Below are 22254 nucleotides of genomic sequence, written 5' to 3'. Positions count from 1 at the left end.
AAAAAACGAAAAAAATGTCATCCAAAGTAGGGGGGTGGCATTTTTGCCTATTCTTAACTGTAAATTTAATTATTTTTAGAGCGTATATTTACTGATTTAAAAATCTAACTAATTTCTTAATAGTTTAGCTTATCAGTAAAGTTGTTTGTCATTATTTATAAGACTAACCCAGATTTACGAGAGTTTGTGATATTCGTGAAAGGCCGCGTAGATTTAGATTTATTGCGAAAATTCTAGTTAAAAAGCTCGTCACAATAACTTAATTTTTAGTTATCGTGACGAGCTTTTATTTTAAGTCAATTGATTGTTTGATTAAGTATTCCGCTTCGTTAATTCAGTCATAAAGCGATGACGAATTATGACAGGGTCCATAGTAATAACGGGCACAGGAATATTTCCTGATTCGCTTTTACACACGATTATTGTCATTTTTTTACTATCGATGGCTTTCTGCATAACTTCAGCGGCTTCTTCTGCTTGGCATTCAATAACATTCTCGCAACCACAGGCTAAAGCTACTGCTGTTAATGACGTTTTTTGGCCGGCATATGTCGGCTGATCACCCGTTGAACCGTAGCTCCCGTTATCAATTATCAGCAATATGAAGTTATCAGTTACGTTGTTCGCAATAGTCGGCAACGTACCTAAGTTAGTTAACACCGAGCCATCGCCATCAATTGATATAACTGTTTGTTTTTGTGCTAAGGCAACACCTAAGCCAATCGATGAAGATAATCCCATAGTTCCTAACATATAAAAGTTAGTCGACTGGTCATCCATCATATGTAGTTCTTGACTGGGTAAACCAATATTGCATACGACAAAATGATCTGAAATTACTGGAATTAAGCTTTTTATTATTTCTGAACGAATCATGATTAGTACCCCTTCCAAAAAGTCGCGTCAGTTAATATCGCAACGGGTTTATTGCACATAAATGTATACTGTAAAATTTTATCTAACTCTTCCACATCGCTCTCGTTATGAAAGTGGTATGTGGGTATATTCATTTGTTTCAACAATGCTTTTGTATGAAGGGCCATCTCAACCTGGCAAGCAACTGGTTCACCTAGTTCACCGCGGTAACTAATCAACATCGGAAGTGGTATACGATAATATTGTGTCAATGTGGCCAAGGTGTTTATAGTGACGCCAATAGCGGTGTTTTGCATAATAATTGCAGAACGTTTACCGCCCATAAATGCACCAGCGCAAATGCCCATCCCTTCGTCTTCTTTGTTTGAGGGAATATGGTATATGTCTTTATTTTCGTCTATTTTTTCAATTGTTGTGGCCAATTGTTTACAGGGCACTGTTGTCACTAATTCGATTTTGTTCTTTACAAAATCACTGACAATTCTTTCGTTTACGTCTATGGACATTGCTACTCCTTACTCATTAATTGCGAAAAACTCTTGTTAATAATTTATTAAAAATTAATTTAATTCAATTCAAATATATTTAAGGACAAGTAAAATATAATTTTACTTTGGTGAGCTATTCTATATATGCTAATACGTTGTTTAAGAGTTTGAATTGAGGTAAATAATGTCGATTAAATTACTCAAAACCCTTGTGGCTATATCTGAATATGGAAGTTTTAGTGCTGCCGCTGAAAATGTCTGTATCTCGCATGCCGCTGTCGGTCAACAGATGAAACGCCTTGAAGAAATCTATGATGTAAGATTGTTCGATCGTAACGAAAAAAGTCCAAGATTGAATCAGCTTGGCTTGGCATTAATCCCTAAAGCTAAATCAGTTATTCACGATTATGAAACAATATTTGAGGGATTGGTGGGTGATGCTCAGTTTATTGGTGAATTAACGCTTGGTGCAATTCCATCAACTATTCGAGAGCTTATACCGCGTTCTGTAAAGGGTTTAATGAAGAATTATCCCGATTTATTTGTTCGAATTGTACCTGGTACGACATATAACTTATTTGATCAAATTAGTTATGGAACTATAGATGCGGCACTTATCAGTAAGCCCGAACGATTTGATGAAAATTTAAACTGGCAGGCTATTGTTGAAGAGGAGTTAGTGTTATTAACCTCACCAGAAGTTAAAGGTAATGATCCATCAAAGATACTAAGTGAGAATCCATTCATTCAACAAAATAGACATACTGCTGCAGGCGTAGTTATCGAGCAGTGGTTATCACAGAATAAACTTCAAATGCATGGAGTTATGATGATTGATTCGATAGAAACGCTGACATACATGGTTACGCACAATCTTGGAGTAGCTATTGTCCCTAATCTTTGTGCTCCAGATCCGATTTTTGCGAAACTCAGAAAAATACCATTAGGGACTGCTTACATTGCTCGCGAATTAGGTATTCTTACTCGTAAGGATTGCTCTAAAAGCAGGATAGTTGATCGTTTGCAAAAGGAAATCGAAAAAATATTACAAAGCTACGATTAGGAAAATGGGCAAATCTTTATCTCTCAATCAATTTATGCAAAGTAATTGATGTTACAGCGTTTTTTAGTTTTTAATGTTTTCAATTTTTTAGATAAAGCAAATTTATCAGGAAAATTATTCATAGCTTATTTTAGCTTTCTAAAATTTTTCTTTATTTAATGTAAAGAAACTATTTGAGTTAAACCTTTTAAAAAAGCCTATATTAAAACGGCTCTTATATCTCTATTCAATAAATTCTAAAAAGTTATATAAGTTTGAAACCCTTTTTTAAAAGGAGGACGCTAAGTAAAAATGCTAGCAGGTTTTTTAGTATTCATTGCTTGGTATTCATAAAAAAATCAAGGAGACAGAATGTATTTACTAAAAAAAATAAAAATGAACAAATCGAAACTATTAATTTCAGCAGCGATGAGTGTCGTTTTTTTAAGCAATAGTGCTTTTGCGGCCGATTATCCCTCTCGCCCCATCAGTATGATAATTCCATACGGCCCTGGTGGAGCGACTGATATCTCAGCGCGAACTATTTCTGAACCATTGAGTAAAGAAGTTGGAAAGCCATTGGTAATGGTTAATAAGGCTGGCGCTGGTGGGGCGATTGGTTCAGTAGCGGTACAGAATGCTAAAGCAGACGGATATACCATGTTGTTTGCTCGAGTAGGTACTCACACAGTAAACCCTGCGATAAAAGCCACGCTTCCTTATAAATTGGAAGATTTTCGATTTGTTGGAATTTATGAAATAAACCCTGTTGCCTGTGCTGTAAAAGCGGATAGCGATATAAATTCGATGGAAGATTTGGTAGCTAGAGCAAAGGCTAAGCCAGGCAGCGTAAGTTATAGCTCTTCTGGTGTAGGTAGTTTGTTGCAATTAGCAGCGGCGATGGTGCTCAAAGAGTTTGGTTTGGAAAATCCAGTGAAACAGGCAACACATCTTCCGATGAAAGGTGGCGGAGGTGCTGCAACGGCTGTTTTAACCGGTACTGCTACATTTGTTTGTACTAATTCATCAGCCTTAGCTAGTTTTGTAAAGAATAAGCAGCTTAAGCCTCTGTTAGTAACAACAGCAGAGCCTGTAGCAGGTTTTGATGCGCCTACTTCAAAAGATCTTGGTAAGCCAAATTTAGAGCAGTTAGTTGGTTGGACGGGTGTCGCTGGTCCTGATGACTTGCCTGATGATATAGCAGCATCCTGGGGTAAATGGTTAGGAACAGCCACTTCTAATAAAGAATTTAAAGAGAAGATGGAAGCGCGCGGTTCAGTTATCCGTTTAATGAGTCCTGAAGAATCAAAGGAGTTTATTAATAAACAGTACAATCAGTTCAAAGCATTAGTCGATGAGCTAGGCATGAGGGTAGAGGGCTAATAAGCCTCCTCTCCATCTACAGCCTTGAAATTCCTCAAGGCTGTTCTTTTGCATATTTTTTACAAAGGGTTTTGTAATGTTAAACAACTCTTATTTTAGTACGGGTTTGGCCTCATTAATTCTATCTTTATTTCTGCTTTTTGTAGCAATTCCTTATGGTGTTACTGCGCCCTCTAATGTGACGAATATAGTGTTATCTCCCGTATTTTGGCCGGAGGTTTTAAGCGTTCTTTTGGGAATCACCGGTATTGCTCTGATGATCTCGGGAAGAAGTGCCGTTAAGGATAGTGTTGCAGAACTATTGCCGACTAAAGGATGTTATAAGCGAATTGCATTCTTAGCTGTCTTGATGGCTGCTTATGTTGCTGCAATTCCTGTATTAGGGCTTGTGTGGACGTCAATGATTTCGTTTGTCGCTTTGGCGGTATTGATCAAAACATCTCATCCACGAACAGCCCTCATTTCAGCGGTAGTTATTCCGCTCGTTTTATATATGTTTTTTGCTCATGTTGCAGGAATGGCTATTCCTCAAGGTGAGTTTTTGAGGTTGCCATGACATTGTTAGAAAACCTTGCAGCGGGTTTTGAGTTAGTTGCGAATTTTGAGAGTGTGTTTGCGTTGGCAGGCGGCGTTTTAATTGGTGTTATAGCGGGTGCTATTCCAGGTTTGTCGGCAACAATGGCAGTGGCATTAACGCTTCCTTTTACTTTTGCAATGCAGCCAATTACAGGTATTTTATTGTTATTGGGTGTTTATAAAGGGGGGATTTTTGGCGGTAGTATTCCGGCTATTCTTATTAAAACACCGGGTACGCCAGCCTCTAGTGCGACCATTCTTGATGGCCATCCGATGGTTAAAAATGGGCAAGCGGGCAAAGCTTTGGGGATGGCGTTATGGGCTTCTTGTACTGCAGATCTAATCTCTAATCTGGCGCTAATACTGTGTGCGGGTTGGTTAGCTGCGTTTGCATTAAAGTTCGGACCACCAGAGTTTTTTACCCTGATTTTATTCTCGCTAACAATTATTGCGGGTGTTTCAGGTGATAGTTTGCTGAAAGGTATTGTCAGCGCTTTGTTTGGGTTGATACTCGCCACCATAGGGCTCGATCTAGTCTACGGCACTAATCGATTTACACTGAATGATCCAAACCTAATGGGTGGATTGAACTTCATCGCTGTGTTGATTGGTTTATTTGCAATACCTGAAATATTAGCAATGGTTTGGAATCCCAAATCGAATGAAGGTGAAACGCAAAGTCTCGGTAAAGAATGGGTGACATTTGCAGAATATAAACGTTGTTTTAAATCTATCGTAAGAGGTAGCTTTATCGGTGTTTTCCTCGGGAGTATCCCGGGTATTGGAGCAGCCCCTTCAGCGTTTCTCTCGTATAGCGAGGCTCGACGAAAATCACCGAACAAAGAAAACTTTGGTAAAGGTGAAATCGAAGGCGTTGCCGCATCTGAATCTGGAAACAATGGTGTAGCAGGGGCTACGTTGATACCGCTTCTAGCACTGGGTATTCCAGGGGATGTCATCACTGCGGTAATCATTGGTGCTTTCATGGTGCATAACTTACAGCCTGGACCCATGATGTTTTTGAATAGTCCGGATATCATCTATGGATTGTTCATGGGCTTGATCATCAGTTCGGTCTTTTTGTTTTTAATAGGTTCGGTAGCTATTCGTGCATTCAGGTATGTTGCTGATATTCCACGAGGTATTTTATTCCCCGCCGTAATGGTGCTTTGTGTATACGGTTGTTACGCGGTTAATAACAATATCTTCGATGTAGGTGTAATGTTTGCGATGGGTTGGTTGGGATATGTCATGCTGTGTAAAGGCATACCTGCAGCACCGTTTCTTATTGCTTTTATCCTTGGGCCGCTACTGGAAGATAACTTTAGGCAGTCGATGCTAATGTCTGGTGGTTCTGGGGAAATACTCGTTAGAGGCCCAATTACCTGGTTCTTCTGGACACTCACGATCATAACCATAGTTGCAATTATCCGTTCCGGTTTAGGCAAGAAAAAGGCTGAAGCGGTAGAGCACGGAAATCAAGAATAAGAGTTTCAAAAACTCATACAACTATCTGTTTTAAATACATCTGAGACAAAACAAAATGACGAAAAGTAAACGTGGAGCAAATCTTGTTGCTGAAGGTTTAGCTGAGGCCGGAGTAAAGACAATCTTTACTTTATCTGGCAATCAAATCATGCCTATTTTTGATGCAATCATTGATGTAGGCATTCGTTTAATACATGTAAGGCACGAAGCTGCTGCAGTTTTTATGGCAGATGCCTGGTCACAATTGAATGATGAAATAGGGGTGGCTCTATTGCCAGCAGCCCCAGGTTTTGCCAATGGCCTGGCGCCATTGTATTCGGCGACTTGTGCTGAGAGCTCGGTGATATTGATCAGTGGTGATTCACCTATTTCCAAAGATGGTATGGGTGCCTTTCAAGAGCTTGATCAGGTAGCAATTGCTACTCCGTTAACCAAGCTATCTAAACGTTCTGTTTCTGTTGAAACGATTCCAGATGATCTTAGTGCTTTGATTAAAACAGCGCGTTCAGGTCGTCCGGGTCCTGTACATTTAGCTCTGCCTCAGGATCTTCTTGAACAGGAAGTGGATACATCGAAGTTAAGCGGTGTGAGCGATTACTCTCCTGATAGAGAAGCATCATCAGATGCAGTTGTTGAGCAGATTAAAAATGAGTTACAAAACGCACAACGTCCACTGATTATTACAGGTCCTGCATTAACTGAAACAAGAATCGGCGAATTACATTCTAAACTGACATCGGCCTTATCGGTGCCCGTTGTAAGTATGGAAAGTCCGCGCGGACTTAAGGATCCTTCCTTGGGCGATTTTAGTAATGTATTGCTTGAATCAGACGTTGTAGTGATTTTGGGTAAGTCTGTTGATTTTACCTTGAGTTTTGCTAATGCTAATTCATTCGGCGCAGATTGCAGGGTCTTGGTTGTTGATCCTGATAAGCAAATGCTTGAGCGCGCGCGACAGGCTCTTGGTGAGCGAATTGTTCTGACTGAAATTGCTAGTGTTAAAAGTCTTGCTGAATCACTGAGTGCTTGTCAGGTCGCGCCGACATCTGACAGACAAAGATGGATGGATAGGGTAACAAATGTCATTACAGAGCGTGGGGAAGATGCTGACGATATCGTATCTGATTTAATTCATCCTGCCTCTTTGTGTACCTCTGTACAACGAGCAATGTCAGGCATAGAAAATGCAATATTAGTGTGTGATGGTGGTGAATTTGGTCAGTGGTCACAGGCATTCTTGTCCGCTCCTAAGCGAATCATTAATGGCATTTCCGGTGCTATTGGTGGCGGTATTTGCTATGCGATTGGCGCGAAAGCGAGTCATCCTGATTCTACTGTTTTTATATTGATGGGCGATGGTACTGCGGGTTTTCATTTCAGCGAATTTGAAACAGCCGTGCGCAATAAGCTTCCACTGGTAGCGGTGATAGGACACGATGCCAAATGGAATGCTGAGGTGCAACTTCAGCTCAGGGAATATGGTGAAGATCGCCTGATTGGCTGTGAGCTTGATGAAACACGTTACGACTTAGCTGTAGAAGGTTTAGGTGGTCACGGTGAATATGTGACAGACCCATTTGACCTGGATGCAGCGTTAAAACGAGCGATTGATAGCGGACTGCCCGCCTGTGTTAATGTGCGAATTGAAGGATTACCAGCGCCTTCTGGAAGTGGTCACTAATTAAAAAAGTGCCTGTAAGTAGGGGGGTGACCTTTATATATTGATTAATATTTAATTGATATAAAGTGGTTATTTATGTCCTATGATAAAGGTCCTCTTAACTATAATTCTGGTATACATTGATGGGTGTTCGTCGTTTTAAAACCCTTATAGCAATTGCTGAACTTGGAACTTTTGCTAAAGCAGCCGAAGCTGTTTACTTAACACCTGCCGCCGTGAGCCAACAAATGAAGGCATTAGAGGACGAGCTTGATATGCCTCTATTTGATCGTACCAAGCGTCCTCCGGTATTGAATCCTGCCGGATATGCCTTAATCCCCAAGGCGTTGAAGCTGATCAAACATTACGAAGAATTAAAACCATCCTTAGAAGGTGAGCTTGATACGTTAGAAAACCTCACAGTGGGAACGGTTCCAACCACTACCACTGGGATAATGCCAAGGGCGATTAAAACCTTACAGGATGATCACGATAATTTGCACATCCGCATCTATCCCGGCTTATCTGACGATTTATATGCACAAGTCGATAGAGGCTTTCTTGATGTTGCAGTAATGACAGAGCCACCCACTATCTATGAGCATTTGATCTGGCGTCCGTTTACCGAAGAACCCTTTGTGGTTTTAACCTCCAAAGAAGTTGAGATGACTGATCCCATGGAAATCCTTCGGACTCAATCGTTTATCCGCTATGCGAGAAAAGCCTGGGTAGGAAAGGATATTGATCATTGGTTAATCGAAAATAATATTCATGTTCATGAAACCATGGAGCTCGATACTTTAGAGGCCACTGCGGCAATGGTTATGAATAACCTTGGTGTATCTATCGTTCCGTTGAATTGCTGTTCAAAACCGGAACATGAACATCTGAATATCATTCCACTTGAGGATACGTCTTTTAAACGCGTGCTGGGCGTGCTTTATCGTCGAGATACCAGCAAGCATTTGCTTATAGAGCTTTTGTGGGAAAAACTTATTCAGATTGTTGAGGAGTCTGGGGTCACCAAAGCCATGTTAGACCCTTCTCAAACCACAAAAAGCTGACCGCTATTTTAAAAAATTCTTTAACTGTATTTTTCATATTATTTAGTCATGACTTTAGAATTTTAAGTCATTCTGTATGTTGATAAATGCGTTATTTTAAATAAACCATTACTTAATAAAATCTACAATTTTATTCGTTTGATCAAGACTTTCTTTTGTTATTAAATCTTATCCAACATCAGCAACGACAAGTATTGCTTGTCTGTTGTTGAGCAAGAATAAGCTTGAGTGATCACTCAAGGGACTAATGGAGAGATTAAGTGGCAAATAAAGGTAAAACGATAAAGGTATTGCTTAGTCGTGGTGATAACTCGAATAGCGCTCTGAAAGAATACGAAGTACCCGCCAAAGAAAGCCAAACAGTATTAGATGTGGTGACCTGGATTCAGCGTAATCTAGAGCCTGATTTATCCTACCGTTTTGCATGTCGTGTGGGTATGTGTGGCTCCTGTGCGATGACAGTTAACGGCAAACCGCGCTGGACCTGTCGTACGCATGTTTCAAAGGTTATGGATGGCGATACCATCACTATCGAACCCTTAAGAAACATGCCGATCATTAAAGACCTTGCCTGTGACTTGAATGAGTTTTTTGAAAAATGGACCAAGGCGAAAGGCCATTTTGTTCCAACTAAAACGCGTGACGATTCAGTCCAGATTATCTCACCCAAGGAAAAATCCCGTCGCGAAGCCAATGCAGGTATTGAATGCATTAACTGTGGCGTGTGTTACGCATCCTGTGATGTTGTAGAAAATGATGCTAGTTATTTAGGCCCTGCAGCGCTTAACAGAGCCTGGACCTTAGTCAATGATGTTCGAGATGGTGGCAGAATAGAGCGTCTTAAGGCTGTTACTGGAGACGGTGGCTGTCAATCTTGTCATTCCCAACAAGGTTGTACTACCTATTGTCCTAATACCCTCAATCCTACTCGTTCTATTGCTGGCCTGAAAAAAGCGGCAGCAATAGCAACACTAAAAGGGGAGATGTAATAGTGCTCAGTATCAAATTATATATTGCACAACGTTTGACTGCGATGCTGATGGCGCCATTGGTGTTACTTCATCTGGGCGTCATGATTTACGCTATTCAGGGCGGTCTATCTTCCGGTGAAATACTGGGTCGCACTCAAGGTAGTTTTTTCTGGGGCTTGATCTACGGCTTATTTGTCGTGGCCTTATCAATCCATGCGGCGATAGGTTTAAGAGTGGTCATTTATGAATGGCTGGGGGTAACAGGCGCGCGCCTTAACTGGATTACTACGGCGATTGTTATTTTGTTATTGGGTCTTGGTAGTAAAGCAGTTTACGCGGTGGTGATGTCATGATTAAAACACATAGAAATCAACCCCTCTGGTACGCCTATATTCTTCATCGCGTTTCGGGTATAGCGCTTGCGTTATTTCTTCCTGCGCATTTTTACATTCTTAGTCTGGCACTGAATGAGCCTGAATCGCTAGATAGCATGTTGCACTGGGCGGAGCAGCCAATCGTTAAGTTTGCTGAGTTCGGATTAGTGTTTTTATTGGCGGTGCATTTATTTGGCGGCCTGAGATTACTTGCACTTGAATTCTTGCCCTGGAAACCCGGACAGAAAACATTTGCCGCAGTGGCAGTTGCAATAGCATTTTTTGTGGCTTTAGCCTTCTTATTGAGAGCGATTTGATCATGATAGAAAGAAACGATACCGATATTTTAATTATTGGCTCTGGTGGAGCTGGCTTATTAGCAGCATTACACGCCTATAAAGCTAATCCAGATCTAAAAATCAGCATCGCTGTGAAAGGCTTGATGGGTAAATGCGGTTGTACTCGAATGGTACAGGGCGGCTACAACGTTGCAATGAGTGATGATGATTCTGTTGAACGCCATTTCATGGACACCATTGCTGGCGGTAAATGGTTGCCTGATCAGGATTTGGCATGGAAACTTTGTGAGACTGCAGTAACCCGAGTGCAAGAGCTTGAAAATGAGATAGGCTGCTTCTTCGATAGAGAAGACGATGGCTCATTGCATCATAAAGCATTTGCAGGACAAACAGCGGATCGCACAGTGCATAAAGGCGACCTTACCGGAATAGAGATTATCAGCCGTCTGATGGAACAAGTACTCGCGCTGCCGATAGATCGTCTTGAAGAGCATAGAGCACTGGCGTTAATACCGAATAAAAAAGGTGATGCGCTGGCTGGTGTGCTGATGGTCAATATGCGCGACGGTTCAATGCGTCTGGTTCGAGCAAAAGCTGTATTGCTGGCAACCGGTGGTGGTCCAACCATGTATCGCTATTACACACCATCGGGTGAGAAGAGCATGGATGGCTTAGCGATGGCTTTACGCCTTGGTTTGCCGCTGCGTGACATGGAAATGGTGCAATTTCACCCGACCGGATTGTTGGCGGGTAAAGATACCCGCATGACAGGCACAGTGCTGGAAGAAGGGTTGCGTGGTGCTGGCGGGCATTTGCTAAATGGCAATAAAGAACGCTTCATGTTTGACTACGATGAACGTGGTGAACGTGCCACTAGAGACATCGTAAGTCGTGGTATTTATGCCGAAATGCGAAAAGGAAACACCACGCCAAATGGCGGTGTTTATATCGCCATGAGTCATCTTGGTGTTGAGGATGTTAAGAAAAAATTCAAAGGCATGGTAAAGCGTTGTGCTGACTGTGGCTTTGATCTGGCAGGAGGATTGGTAGAGGTCGTACCAACGGCACATTATTTCATGGGTGGTTTGATCTGTGATACCGATACTAAAACAGAATTACCAGGTTTGTTCGTAGCTGGTGAAGATGCTGGCGGAATTCACGGAGCAAATAGACTGGGCGGAAACGGCGTTGCCAACTCTACCGTTTACGGTGGTGTTTCTGGTGAAGCGATGGCTGAGTATGTTGCCGATATTGATGAGCTTCAGGAAGCCGATGAAGACATTATCAAAGCAGAAATCGATCGGGCACTGCTGCCATTCACATCACCACAAGGTGGCGTAAATGTGAATGATCTACGCGAAAAGCTCATGGATATTATGTGGGAAGATGTTGGCGTTATGCGAACCGCAGAAGGTATCCAGAGAGGTATTTCAAGAGTTGAGGAATTACGTGAGGAATTGCTCGAAAATGGTATCGGTGCAGAAAATACCGTATTTAATCCAACCTGGCATGACTGGTTGAATTTATATAATTTGATCGAAATCTCGCTAGTAATAGCGGCTGCTGCCTTATCCCGCGAGAACTCCCGAGGCGCACATTGTCGTGAAGATTTCCCCGAGCCGGGAAAGATGGAAGACTCCTACTTTACCGTTGCCCGGAATCAATCTGGCAACTTCGGCGTTACTCATACACCGGTTAACTTTTCGATTATCAAACCAGGTGAATCATTAATTGATGATTACTCGGAAACCGCTCCCGAAGTTAAGCGCTAAGCATACAAATACATAACAGAATATTAAGAGAGACCACACGATGATTTCTAATAAAGTAATTAAAGATACCGCTTACCAGATTATGGGTAAAGCGGCGATCGATATCCCACAAGATTATCGAAAGGGTATCGAGTTCATGGTTCAAAAAGAGGATGGTTTATCCAAATTTGTTCTAAAGACAATGATGGAAAACTGGGATGCGGCTACCGAAGATCGTCGCCCGATGTGTGCCGATTCTGGCCTGCCTCGTTATTACGTAAAAGTTGGAAATGAAGCTAAATTTGAAGGCGGTCCAATCGCAATAGAAAGAGCATTGCGTGAAGCAACTGCACAAGCAACGCACGATATCCCGTTACGTCCTAATCGCGTTCATCCACTATGGAGAACAGATCACAATAATAACGTGGGTATTAACTCACCAGAAATCGACTGGAGTTTTGAGCCAGGAGTAGATTGGATCGACATTACCACCGTGCATAAGGGTGGACTCTTCGGTACAGACTACAGAATGTTGTTTCCTGGTGATGGTATTGACGGCATTAAGCGATTTTTCCTCGATACGTTAGTTTCATTTGGTAAACGTGGTTTAGCGTGTCAGCCGGCAGTTGTTGGTATTGGTCTTGGCGGTTCAAAAGATACGACGATGGTTCTGGGTAAGCAGGCAGCTTGTTTGCGCACTGTGGGGGAGGCTAATCCTGATCCTGAGATTGCCAAACTTGAACAAGAACTCAAAGAAATGGGTAATGACATTGGTATGGGTGCGATGGGCTTTGTCGGCGCCTCGATGGTTGCGGATTGCCATATCGAAGTGGGTTACACCCACACCGGTGGTATGCCAATGAGCGTGCACATGTTCTGTCTTTCTTCAAGGCGTGCAACGGCTCGCATACATGCCGATGGCACAGTAACTTATCGTACAGATCCAAACTGGTTTACGCCTTATATGAGACGTGAGACAACAGGATGGGAGGAATAGACATGGCTGATACAAATAAAGAATTCAAAGAAGTTAGGCTTCAGGTTCCTGTGCAACAGGAAGATTTGGAAAAACTGGAAATAGGCACCATCGTTTATCTGGACGGCGTTATTTATACCGGCAGAGAAGGCGTTTACAAACGTGTTTTAGAAGATGGTTTTGATATTCCCCTAGACTTACCTGCGCTTAGTAATGTGAATTTCCATTGTTCGCCTGCTGCAGCGATTGAGCCTGACGGAACCTTTAATGTCGGTGGTGTAACGGCGACAGCCAGTTTCCGTTTTGCCAAATGGATGACTGATTGGTTTAAGAAATCCGGTGCAAAAATCATTATCGGCAAAGGCGGAATGACCAGCGAACAATATAAAGAACTCTATGTTCCGGCAGGTGCTGTTTACTTGACAACCGTAGGTTACGGAACAGGCGCTTTATTGGGTAGAGGTATTAAAAAAGTTAGACAGGTCGAGTGGTACGAAGAGCTTGGTAATGCACAGGCGATGTGGGTTTTCGATGTAGAAAACTTCGGTCCTTTTATCGTAGATAGTGATCTTAAAGGCAATAGCTTGTTCGAACAGGAAGGCAAAAAGATCAATCAAAAACTGGATAAGCTTTATGAAGGTTTAAAGAAGCCTGCACTGAGCCGTTATGGTGAAACAGACGATCGTAGCGACGAGCTTATCTAAATAACTTCTCTAATTAAATTACCTGAATACTAATACTTTGCGAGACTCTGAAATGTTTATCGATGAAAGAATATACACACTAAAAAATGGCAATGTAAAACCCTTCCTGAAACTCTACGAAGAATTAGGTAAAGATGTGCAAATCCGTATATTGGGCAATATGGTTGGTTATTTTTATACGGATATTGGCCCTTTAAACCAGATCGTACACATGTGGGGTTACGATTCAATGGATGATCGCTATAGCCGCAGAGCAGAACTACAAGCAAGCGAAGAATGGCTAAACTACGCTGTTCAGATGAGACCTTTGGTAAGTCATATCGAGAATAAAATTTTAATCCCTGCGGACTTTAGTCCTATTGGTGGCAAAAATAGCAATGCCGAATAAATGCGTTTGATGGTTTAGCTACCTACGGGGCTTTAATAAAAATATGGATTATATTCTCTCTTCAATTAACCTCGTTATCGCTGACCCAAATGTTTTCTGGATTGCTTTAATCGTATTGCTGGCTTTGTTTACCAGAGCCGCAATAGGTTTTGGGGATGGCGTCATTGCTGTCCCACTGTTATCACTGATGATTGATATCAGTGAAGCGGTTCCCTTTATACTTTTTATTTCCACGTTGATGTCATTTGTGGCGTTGTGGAAAGATAGGGCGCACGTTCAATTTGGCTCATTAAAGCGAACAGCCAGTATGGCTCTATTGGGATTTCCATTTGGCATATTGCTACTTGGAGTTACCGATAATGAGCTGGTGAAAAGCCTTCTGGGTTGCGTGCTTATTATCATGGCAATCTGGTTTTTATCTCCGGCAAAAAAGATTCAGTTGAAAGCAAATGGCTGGAGTTATTTCTTCGGGCTTTTGGCAGGTGTGCTCGGTGGAGCATACGCGTTTCGTGGGATTGTGTTTGGTATATACGGTAGCTTACGTGGATGGTCGCCAGCACAGTTTAAGGGCACGATTCATAGCTTCTTTTTGTTAAGTGGAATTTTCATTCCATTTGGCTACTTTGGCGCTGGGCTTGTTACACCGAGAGTTATTGGGCTTTTCTTTGTGATGATGCCGGTGGCTTTATTCGCTACGTTGGTTGGCACCTGGTTCTCAGGAAAATTGAATGCAAATACTTTTCAGAAGGTCATCTGGTCGGTTCTATTACTTTTAGGCATTGTTTTTATCGTGCAATTTTTATCAAAGAATATGTAGTGATACTTACAACCGAATAAGAAAAAAGGCCCCAAAGGTGGGGGGTGCCTTTGATATATTTAAGCTATTGTACTGATTGTCTTATGCTGTATTAATCACTGACTGGCAGTCTATTAATAATATATTCCCCAATCGGAATTGCAGATGTCGCTGCGGGTGAAGGCGCATTGCATACATGTAAGCTTCTAGGGCTCTCTGCAAACAAGAAATCATGTACTAAGGTGCCATCACTCATCACAGCCTGGGCACGAATCCCTGCGGGATAAGGTGTTAAATCGTTGACGGTTAATTGGGGGCAATACTTTTGAACCAGCTTTAGATAGCCGGGTTTCCACCATGAGTTCCAGGTTTCAACAAGGCCAGTCTTATAGTTAGCTTGTAGCACTTTCCAAAAACCTTTAAACCGAATCATGTCTAATACATCGTGTAGGCTGATGTTAATTTTTCCGTAACCTTCACGCTTCCAGCCTTGTACGGCATTGGGTCCTACAGTGACTGTTCCATCAATCATGCGTGTAAGATGTACCCCTAAAAAAGGTAATTCTGGATCAGGAATAGGGTAAATCAGGTGCTTAACAATATTGTTGTATTTTGCGGGTAGTTGGTAGTATTCACCACGAAATGGGATGATCTGGAAGTCCGTTTTTATCCCTAGCATTCGGGTGGTTCTATCGGCCATTAATCCCGAACAAGTGATTAAAAAATCTGTTTTAAATTCCTCGCTCTTGCCATCATGGTTTGCGAACACTGTCACATGGTCTGTAGATTCATTAAGATCAGTGACTTCATGATTTAAGCGCGCTTCACCTCCCAGTTTTTCAAACTGTTTGGCCATTGCCATGCTGACCTGTTGGTAGTTAACAATGCCGGTGTCCTTGGCAAAAATTGCACCGAGGCCGATGATATTTGGTTCGCGTTCTTTCAGCTGTGCTTGGGTTAATAGCTCAACATCAAGACCATTCTCTAGGCAGCGTTCAAACAATGAATCCATACGTTCTAATTCGAGTTCATTGGTCGCTACTAAAAGCTTGCCGCATTGTTCGACTTTAATATCATGTTCGGCACAAAATGACAGAGTTGCTGCAACGCCGCGTTTGCAAAAATCCGCCTTCAGACTTCCGGGAGCGTAATAGACGCCAGCATGAATAACTCCGCTGTTATGGCCGGTTTGGTGTTTGGCGAATTGGTTTTCTTTTTCTAATAAGAGTATTTTTTTCTCAGGAAAAGATTGCTGTAACTGCATGGCAGTAGATAAACCGACAATACCTCCGCCAACAATTACATAGTCATATTTTGTAGCACTCACAATCTACCTCTTTGAGAAACACTAGGCTTCAGGCTATTTTTATCGATCATTATTTTCGTGGAATAAGCGCTAAAAGGCTATCAGTTTGTGAAGTGACCACGCTGTCTAAGCAACTCACGACGCAAGCCTTCGTTTGCGACAAACTTATCGCGTCCGTGGAGCCAAATGTTGTTTTGTAACACCAGCATTGATCCGACATCCACTCGAACACTAATGCAGTTTGTATCTGCTTCTAAGGATTTGCCCATTTCATACAGGTATAGACCTTGTTCACGATTTTGTGGTTCGACAAATTGATCAATAAAGGACAAACGTGGCCCACCCTTATCACCATCGATATCCTCATCAAGAAAAACGGGGTGATAGACTTTAGTCGGTGTGTTTTTACTCGGAGGTGAGCCCCATTGCATATCTTGTTTCGCTAGAGGGTGATTGTAAAATTTGTCTAACTCTTCCCAGTCATCCAGATGCAAGATGAGTGAGTCACCACCTTCCATATTTTCTTCAGCCATTTTCGTCATTAATACGAAATCTGTTTTCTCATTAACATAGGTGCCATCGTTGTGTAGCTCCATACGACGATGTGCCTGGCGTAAGTAGCTATCGCTGTTGTCTTTGTTTTCCACCGTGAAGCGCGCATAATATTTATTCATCATCGCGTCATGATTGGGTAAGCCAACGATATGAGAGATTGCGGTTGATAGCTGAACATGAAAATCACCTGTTTCATACGCTTCCTCAGGCGTTGTTGGTTGGCCTTCATACTCAAGTAAAAAGGCACCTGTCTCGCGACTTTTTACTATGCTGTTTAAGGTCTCTCCCAAAGTAAATTTAGTCAGTTCATTGAGCGTTTCTGCAATTGCAAACCGTAGAAAGGGTTTGTATTCGAGCGCTTGAACTGGAAAGTCTTCACATTTTTTTTTGAAAGCAGCAATGGTTTCTTGAGACAAAGTAACAACCTGAAGACGTGCACTGGCTGAAGAAGGCTTAACGCTGAACCCCTCTGGTTTAGCATTATTAATAAGGTGTAGGTCTGGCGAATTCATGGCGATCTCATTTGTGGTGAAAAGTGATAGCGAATAATGTCGACATTTTATATTAATGTCAATATTTTGGTTTATTTAAGTCATTTAACTTTTATGTCAATAAAGAATAGAATACGTCTATTCTAATCACTTTAATTGACTTTAATGGGTTCTGTAATTTCATCAATGACTAAAAATATCGATAAATCCACAGCTAAGCCCATAGTAAATCCCTCTGAAACGACTGATAGTTTTTCCTCTCAGGTGCTTCAGCAGTTAAAGGGCGATATCCTCAGTGGTTATTTTGCGCCTGGCGAAAAACTTAAAATGGCTATTCTAAAAGAACGCTATGCCGTCGGAATAAGCCCTTTGCGTGAAGCATTATCTCAGCTTTTGGTGGAACAGCTGGTGGTTGTAGAAAATCAACGAGGTTTTAAAGTACATCCTATTTCCTTGGCAGAGATGATAGACATCTATCAAACCAGATCACATATTGAGGCGCTTTGCGTTGAGCTAGCCATTGCCAATGGGAATGATGAGTGGGAGGCTTCGATTGTTGCGGCTAATCACCTTCTGAAGAAATCAGGAGATTTATTAGAAAAAACAGACGATGACGTACAACAGTGGGAAGCAATACATCAAAAATTTCATACTGCGATTGCCAGTGGCTGTGGTTCTGCAACGTTATTACAGGTGAGGCGGTCTCTTTATGAAAAAGCCTCCCGGTATCGAAATCTATGGCTGAAAAAGAATATGTCTGATCACGGAGTTTATGATGCCAATAGACAAGAGCATGACGATCTGGTTGAGGCTTTACTCGATCGCAATCAAGAAAAGGCAATCGAAATCATCAAACAACATTTGTTGATTCCGAGTCTTTTATTGCAAGAAAGTAAACCTTCATTGTTTTAAGCCAACCTGACTGTTTTAGCTAAAAGCTGTTCTAACCCAAAATAGGTCTAACAAAAAAAACGCCCCAAAGTAGGGAGGTGGCTATCTTCTTTATTATTTATCCATTATTCAATCAGTCATTAGCTCTCAACACATTCGGGAATTGGAGTAAGCACCGTTCCTTCGCGCAAATGCTGCAATAAATTCTCGACCGCAAGATTTCCCATTGCGGTGCGTGTTTCCTGAGTGGCGCTGCCGATATGTGGTGTCAGTACCGTATTTTTTAAGTCTCGTAATCTTTTGGGGATTACCGGCTCGTTTTCAAAAACGTCTAAACCCGCCCAGCCCAGTTTGCCATTTTCTAAACAATCGATCATTGCTGATTCGTCAACCACACTACCACGGGATACGTTGACGAGCACACCCTCGGGACCTAATGCTTCCATGACTTCTCGGTTAACTAGATGTTTGGTTTCTGGGCCGCCGGTGGTGATACAAATCATTGCATCGGCTTCCTGTGCCATATCAATGAGCTTGGGGAAGTATTCGTAAGGGACGTCTTTCTTGCTGCGTCCGTGGTAAAGAATACGTGTATTGAATGGCGTTAGTTTGTCAGCGATAGCTTGTCCGATACGACCTAATCCTAGAATGCCGATAGTGCGATTATCTGCTGAGCGCGATAGGGGCGCTTTGCCTTGTTCCCATCGTCCCGAGCGTGCGTGCGCTTCATTGAAGTTAAAGTCGCGATAACATGCGAGTAACAGTAATAGTGCAGTAGTAGAGGTTTCGGCATTCAACACATTAGGGGTATGTGTGACTAGAATACCTTTCTCTTTTATTAGCGGAATATTAATCGAATCGTAACCAACGCTGTAATTACTGATTAATTCAAGATTAGGAAGTGCATCCATAAATTCTGGTTTGATACCTTCGTGCCCGCTAGTGAGGACGTATTTGAAGCTTTCACCGTGTGTTTGTAACCAGCTTGCCGGATCATCTAAATCATAAGCAAATTGAAGCGAAAACGCTGTGCTAAGTTGCTCTTCCATTGCGGGCGTTATTTTTCCGGTGACGAATAGATTTTGCATAGTTTTTCCTGCTACTGTTTTTGTCGTTTATGGATGTCTTATAGATGATTAATAGAAGTTTTGCTTCCTGCTTTTAGGTTTTAATCTGGGTTTTTAAAGTAATGATCGAGAACATCAGTCTCTACGCCTAAACCAGGTAAATCAGCGAGCGATATTTGACCATCGACTGGAGTGATAGGGAAGACATCTTCACGCAATGGATTGTGATTGTTGTCTACTTCTAAAACGCCCGGAACCCCAGAGCCGCTGGCGGCTAAAATATGAGCTGATGCCGCAAGGGCAATACCGCCTCCTAGTGAATGCGGGCAATAGACTTTGCCTGATTGGTTGGCTTTGACAGCAACCTCATGGCCTTTGGTGATGCCACCCCATTTGCAAACATCGGGTTGAAAGATATCCATCCAGTTGCCATCGATTGCCTGATCAAACTCAAGCATGTCATCAAAGTTTTCTCCGCCTGCAACGTTAGTGGTGCAGGACTCTTTGAAAGCCATCCAGTCGTTTATCGGTGCGTCTTTTCTTAAAGGTTCTTCAATCCAGCGAGGATTAAACGCTTGAACATCAGGTAATTCGTTTAAGGCTGTCTCGATATCCCACGCTTGATTGACATCGACCATCAGCTCCTGACCGTCAGACATGGTGTCTCTTGCATCCTGAAGGTTGTTGAGATCAGTTTCTTTGCCAAACCCAATTTTCAGTTTGAAACGGCTGTGTCCCATCGTTTGCAGCTTGGCAACTGTTTCACCAGTATTTTTGGGATTAATACCACTGGCATAAACATCAATGTCATTTGTCGATTCATTAAGTAGATTATGTAAAGCGATGTTGTGGCGTTTTGCAACAAGGTCCCAAATTGCGATATCCAGACCGCAAATTGCTTGCGCTATCGGACCAAACTCGCCTGTTTGCAGTGCCAGTATATGCATTGAATTTGTTATCTGTTCGAATGCCGCTCGGGGTGAATCGAAATGTTTATCTTGAACCCGCGGTATGATTTCTGAGGCAAATAACTTGGCGCGATGATCGGCTCCGCATGCGGGAAAATTACACCAAATCTCCCCATAGCCAAAAGCACCCTGATCATCTTGAATGCGCACAAAAACGGCAGGCCTTTCCGTCATCGTTCCAAAAGAGGTTTTAACCGGAGTTTCGATCTTGAATCGTTTGATCACAACATCTAATTGCTTAATCGTGATCGATAAATCGAGGTCTTTATGGTGTGGGTTTATCATGTTAAATACCTGCTTATGTGTAAGAAAATCTGGTGGTAGCGAGCTACCGATCTTTAGATAAAAAATCTAGTACTGTTAGATTCTAGTTCGTAATGTTTGAGTATGACGGCAGTTTTGCTTAATTCTTTATAGAATTATTGAATCCCTCCATTTATCGTGTTTTTACTGTTAGTCGTTTATAAAAAAAGTGCTCCAAAGTAGGGGGGTGCCTTAATGAAAATTGCTAAAGGTAACAGACTGATGTTTATATTATTTTGTAGATATTTTCATCTAACTATAGTCTGTTGAGAGGCTGTCCTGTTACAAATGCATGCACTCTTAAATCCTCTGCTTCTAGTACAAATCTACTATTTTTAAAATTGTGATTTTGCTATATGGTGAAAACTGGAACGTGGTCTCTTGAGGTATATAAGTATGAAAAAGTTTGATTCTATCTCAGTCAGTTCAAAAGCTGAGCTTCCGCATGCACGTTCTTATCTTTTGTTGCCGGGTATTGTTTTATTTGCAAGTGTGCTGACAATCAGTAATGCGCAAGCCAGAGATATGTACAGGGTTGCTCCTATTGAAGTTGTTGTTTATGAAGGTGCGCCTATCGATTATTCAAACCAGCGTGACGTTATCGTTATTGATGAGTCGTCTTCTCGAAGCAGTTATTCTAATGTGATTCTGGTTCAAGATTACACGGATGAATCAATAGAGCAGTCGCAGGCAGTTGCCTATCAAAAACCGACTCCGGCCAGAACTCATCCGCAAGCAGTGAACAAGCCGCAGAGTAAACCTCTGGTGAAGCCATTCAGTAAACCAAGAGCGACACAAGCTGTTGTGGCAAAAGCAAAACCTGTTGCAGTTAACAATAAGCGTTTAATTGCTAAACATGAACAAAAACCAGTCACTAAGACTGTAGCACCTAAAGCAAATGCAAATGATGCTGCGTTGATGGCCTTTTATGCAAATGTCATGAAAAGCCAAAAGAAAAAACTATCTTCACGACCTACACCATTGGCAACAATGGCATTGAAAAAAACATCAACAAAGAACGTCGTGCAGAAGAGTCCCACGCCTAGCAATGCTCAATTAACTAAGCTGGCTTCAAAGTCTAAGGTCAAGCAATACACGCCTACCCAGGTAGTGGCAATAAAGGGATTAAATAAAGCGCCAAATCCTAAGTTGAAAGGAAAAGATCCTCAATTGGTTGCGTTTTATATGGATGTTTTTGGAAAGCAGAAAAAGAGCCTATCTAAACAAACGACAAGACAGGCTGTAAAACAAATAGTCGCTAAAAAAAGAATTAAAAATAAATCTAAGATAAATTACCAGTCTAAAAAAGTTCAACTAGCGAAGGTAACGTCAACATCTAAAGACCCAGAGTTAGTTGCATTTTATAAGCAGGTGTTCGGTAATGAAGTAAATAGCTCATCGAAACACGCTCCTACTGTTGTGAACTCAAATACTAAAGATCCAGAGTTAGTAGCGTTTTATGAGCGGGAGTTTGGTAAAAGTATGAGTAAGGCAAAGGTGGTGGCCAAAACAACACACAAGAATCCTAAAATTAAAATTGTTTCGAACTCAAAACCAGAAAAGAAGCGAAGTGTTAAGAAGGTAAAAAGTAAAAGCAAAAACGCTACTAGTACCGCTGCTGTCGAACTACAAAAATTAATTGATGATTTAACGAATAAAAATATCATCTAAAAGTGTGGTTTTAATAGGCTTTTTATCAATTCAGTTTTCTCTTGGTTAGGAGCGATAATCGCTCAAAACATTGAAATTCTCTATCTAAAATAATAAATACTCTAAATAATTAAAGATTTGAGCGGTATACGCTCTTATCTGTTAGTCTGTGCAATATTTAGAATAA

Annotated in this window: 22 protein-coding genes; 16 read left to right on the top strand and 6 right to left on the bottom strand. The window is 41.7% G+C overall.

The genetic code is table 11. From position 1 onward, the window contains the following. Positions 1-312: 312 nt before the first annotated feature. Positions 313-876: a sulfopyruvate decarboxylase subunit beta gene (comE, locus tag EV695_RS19145; protein ID WP_131907612.1), complete on the bottom strand. Its 564-nt coding sequence runs from the start codon at positions 874-876 to the stop codon at positions 313-315. Positions 877-878: 2 nt separating this feature from the next. Next, on the bottom strand, positions 879-1382 hold the full coding sequence (comD, locus tag EV695_RS19140) for a sulfopyruvate decarboxylase subunit alpha (protein ID WP_131907611.1): 504 nt from the start codon (positions 1380-1382) through the stop codon (positions 879-881). 166 nt (positions 1383-1548) lie between these two features. Here comD and EV695_RS19135 point away from each other — a divergent pair, with 166 nt between their 5' ends. From EV695_RS19135 to EV695_RS19070, 14 genes are all read left to right on the top strand, one after another. Then, positions 1549-2427: a LysR family transcriptional regulator gene (locus EV695_RS19135; RefSeq protein WP_131907610.1), complete on the top strand. Its 879-nt coding sequence runs from the start codon at positions 1549-1551 to the stop codon at positions 2425-2427. Between the two features lie 351 nt (positions 2428-2778). Then, positions 2779-3789, top strand: a complete 1011-nt coding sequence (locus EV695_RS19130; protein WP_207907158.1) for a Bug family tripartite tricarboxylate transporter substrate binding protein — start codon at positions 2779-2781, stop codon at positions 3787-3789. A gap of 76 nt (positions 3790-3865) precedes the next feature. Then, a complete protein-coding gene (locus EV695_RS19125; protein ID WP_131907609.1) occupies positions 3866-4345 on the top strand; it encodes a tripartite tricarboxylate transporter TctB family protein in 480 nt (159 codons plus the stop codon). Continuing rightward, complete coding sequence (locus EV695_RS19120) at positions 4342-5853, top strand: tripartite tricarboxylate transporter permease (RefSeq protein WP_131907608.1); 1512 nt, start codon at positions 4342-4344, stop codon at positions 5851-5853. The genes EV695_RS19125 and EV695_RS19120 overlap by 4 nt, the downstream gene beginning before the upstream one ends. Positions 5854-5908: 55 nt before the next feature. Continuing rightward, positions 5909-7534: a thiamine pyrophosphate-binding protein gene (locus EV695_RS19115; protein WP_131907607.1), complete on the top strand. Its 1626-nt coding sequence runs from the start codon at positions 5909-5911 to the stop codon at positions 7532-7534. Positions 7535-7656: 122 nt separating this feature from the next. After that, complete coding sequence (locus EV695_RS19110) at positions 7657-8577, top strand: LysR family transcriptional regulator (protein WP_131907606.1); 921 nt, start codon at positions 7657-7659, stop codon at positions 8575-8577. Positions 8578-8837: 260 nt separating this feature from the next. Then, entirely contained in the window at positions 8838-9566 is a 729-nt protein-coding gene (locus EV695_RS19105; protein ID WP_131907605.1) for a succinate dehydrogenase/fumarate reductase iron-sulfur subunit, read from the top strand. Positions 9567-9568: 2 nt separating this feature from the next. Beyond that, entirely contained in the window at positions 9569-9901 is a 333-nt protein-coding gene (locus tag EV695_RS19100) for a succinate dehydrogenase (RefSeq protein WP_131907604.1), read from the top strand. Continuing rightward, complete coding sequence (gene sdhC / locus EV695_RS19095) at positions 9898-10239, top strand: succinate dehydrogenase, cytochrome b556 subunit (RefSeq protein ID WP_131907603.1); 342 nt, start codon at positions 9898-9900, stop codon at positions 10237-10239. Before EV695_RS19100 ends, sdhC begins: the two co-directional genes overlap by 4 nt. A gap of 2 nt (positions 10240-10241) precedes the next feature. Continuing rightward, positions 10242-11993 (top strand): L-aspartate oxidase, encoded by a 1752-nt coding sequence (locus EV695_RS19090; RefSeq protein ID WP_131907602.1) that lies wholly within the window; start codon positions 10242-10244, stop codon positions 11991-11993. Positions 11994-12033: 40 nt separating this feature from the next. Beyond that, positions 12034-12969 carry a fumarate hydratase gene (locus EV695_RS19085; protein ID WP_131907601.1) on the top strand — a complete coding sequence of 312 codons (936 nt, stop codon included), beginning with the start codon at positions 12034-12036 and terminating at the stop codon, positions 12967-12969. Positions 12970-12971: 2 nt separating this feature from the next. Continuing rightward, positions 12972-13652 carry a fumarate hydratase C-terminal domain-containing protein gene (locus EV695_RS19080; RefSeq protein ID WP_131907600.1) on the top strand — a complete coding sequence of 227 codons (681 nt, stop codon included), beginning with the start codon at positions 12972-12974 and terminating at the stop codon, positions 13650-13652. A 52-nt stretch (positions 13653-13704) separates the two neighbouring features. Next, positions 13705-14040, top strand: a complete 336-nt coding sequence (locus EV695_RS19075) for an NIPSNAP family protein (RefSeq protein ID WP_131907599.1) — start codon at positions 13705-13707, stop codon at positions 14038-14040. A gap of 43 nt (positions 14041-14083) precedes the next feature. Continuing rightward, on the top strand, positions 14084-14857 hold the full coding sequence (locus EV695_RS19070; protein ID WP_131907598.1) for a sulfite exporter TauE/SafE family protein: 774 nt from the start codon (positions 14084-14086) through the stop codon (positions 14855-14857). Positions 14858-14948: 91 nt separating this feature from the next. On the opposite strand, the gene lhgO is transcribed toward EV695_RS19070, so the two are convergent. After that, on the bottom strand, positions 14949-16163 hold the full coding sequence (gene lhgO, locus EV695_RS19065; RefSeq protein WP_131907597.1) for an L-2-hydroxyglutarate oxidase: 1215 nt from the start codon (positions 16161-16163) through the stop codon (positions 14949-14951). A gap of 80 nt (positions 16164-16243) precedes the next feature. Further along, positions 16244-17209: a glutarate dioxygenase GlaH gene (gene glaH / locus EV695_RS19060; protein WP_131907596.1), complete on the bottom strand. Its 966-nt coding sequence runs from the start codon at positions 17207-17209 to the stop codon at positions 16244-16246. A 165-nt stretch (positions 17210-17374) separates the two neighbouring features. Here glaH and csiR point away from each other — a divergent pair, with 165 nt between their 5' ends. Next, positions 17375-18100: a DNA-binding transcriptional regulator CsiR gene (gene csiR, locus EV695_RS19055; RefSeq protein WP_131907595.1), complete on the top strand. Its 726-nt coding sequence runs from the start codon at positions 17375-17377 to the stop codon at positions 18098-18100. A gap of 119 nt (positions 18101-18219) precedes the next feature. Here csiR and EV695_RS19050 read toward each other — a convergent pair whose 3' ends face one another. Both EV695_RS19050 and EV695_RS19045 read right to left on the bottom strand, forming a co-directional pair. Beyond that, positions 18220-19167, bottom strand: a complete 948-nt coding sequence (locus EV695_RS19050) for a 2-hydroxyacid dehydrogenase (RefSeq protein WP_131907594.1) — start codon at positions 19165-19167, stop codon at positions 18220-18222. A gap of 80 nt (positions 19168-19247) precedes the next feature. After that, complete coding sequence (locus EV695_RS19045; protein ID WP_131907593.1) at positions 19248-20399, bottom strand: mandelate racemase/muconate lactonizing enzyme family protein; 1152 nt, start codon at positions 20397-20399, stop codon at positions 19248-19250. Between the two features lie 414 nt (positions 20400-20813). Here EV695_RS19045 and EV695_RS19040 point away from each other — a divergent pair, with 414 nt between their 5' ends. Continuing rightward, the gene (locus tag EV695_RS19040; RefSeq protein ID WP_131907592.1) at positions 20814-22088 is read left to right on the top strand and encodes a hypothetical protein; all 1275 of its coding nucleotides are present in this window, start codon (positions 20814-20816) and stop codon (positions 22086-22088) included. The last annotated feature ends 166 nt before the right edge of the window (positions 22089-22254 follow it).

The sequence above is a fragment of the Cocleimonas flava genome, assembly GCF_004339015.1.
GTDB classification, from domain to species: Bacteria; Pseudomonadota; Gammaproteobacteria; order Thiotrichales; family Thiotrichaceae; genus Cocleimonas; species Cocleimonas flava.
Note: the sequence above shows the minus strand (reverse complement) of the source record. Positions and strands in the feature narration are given on the sequence as shown.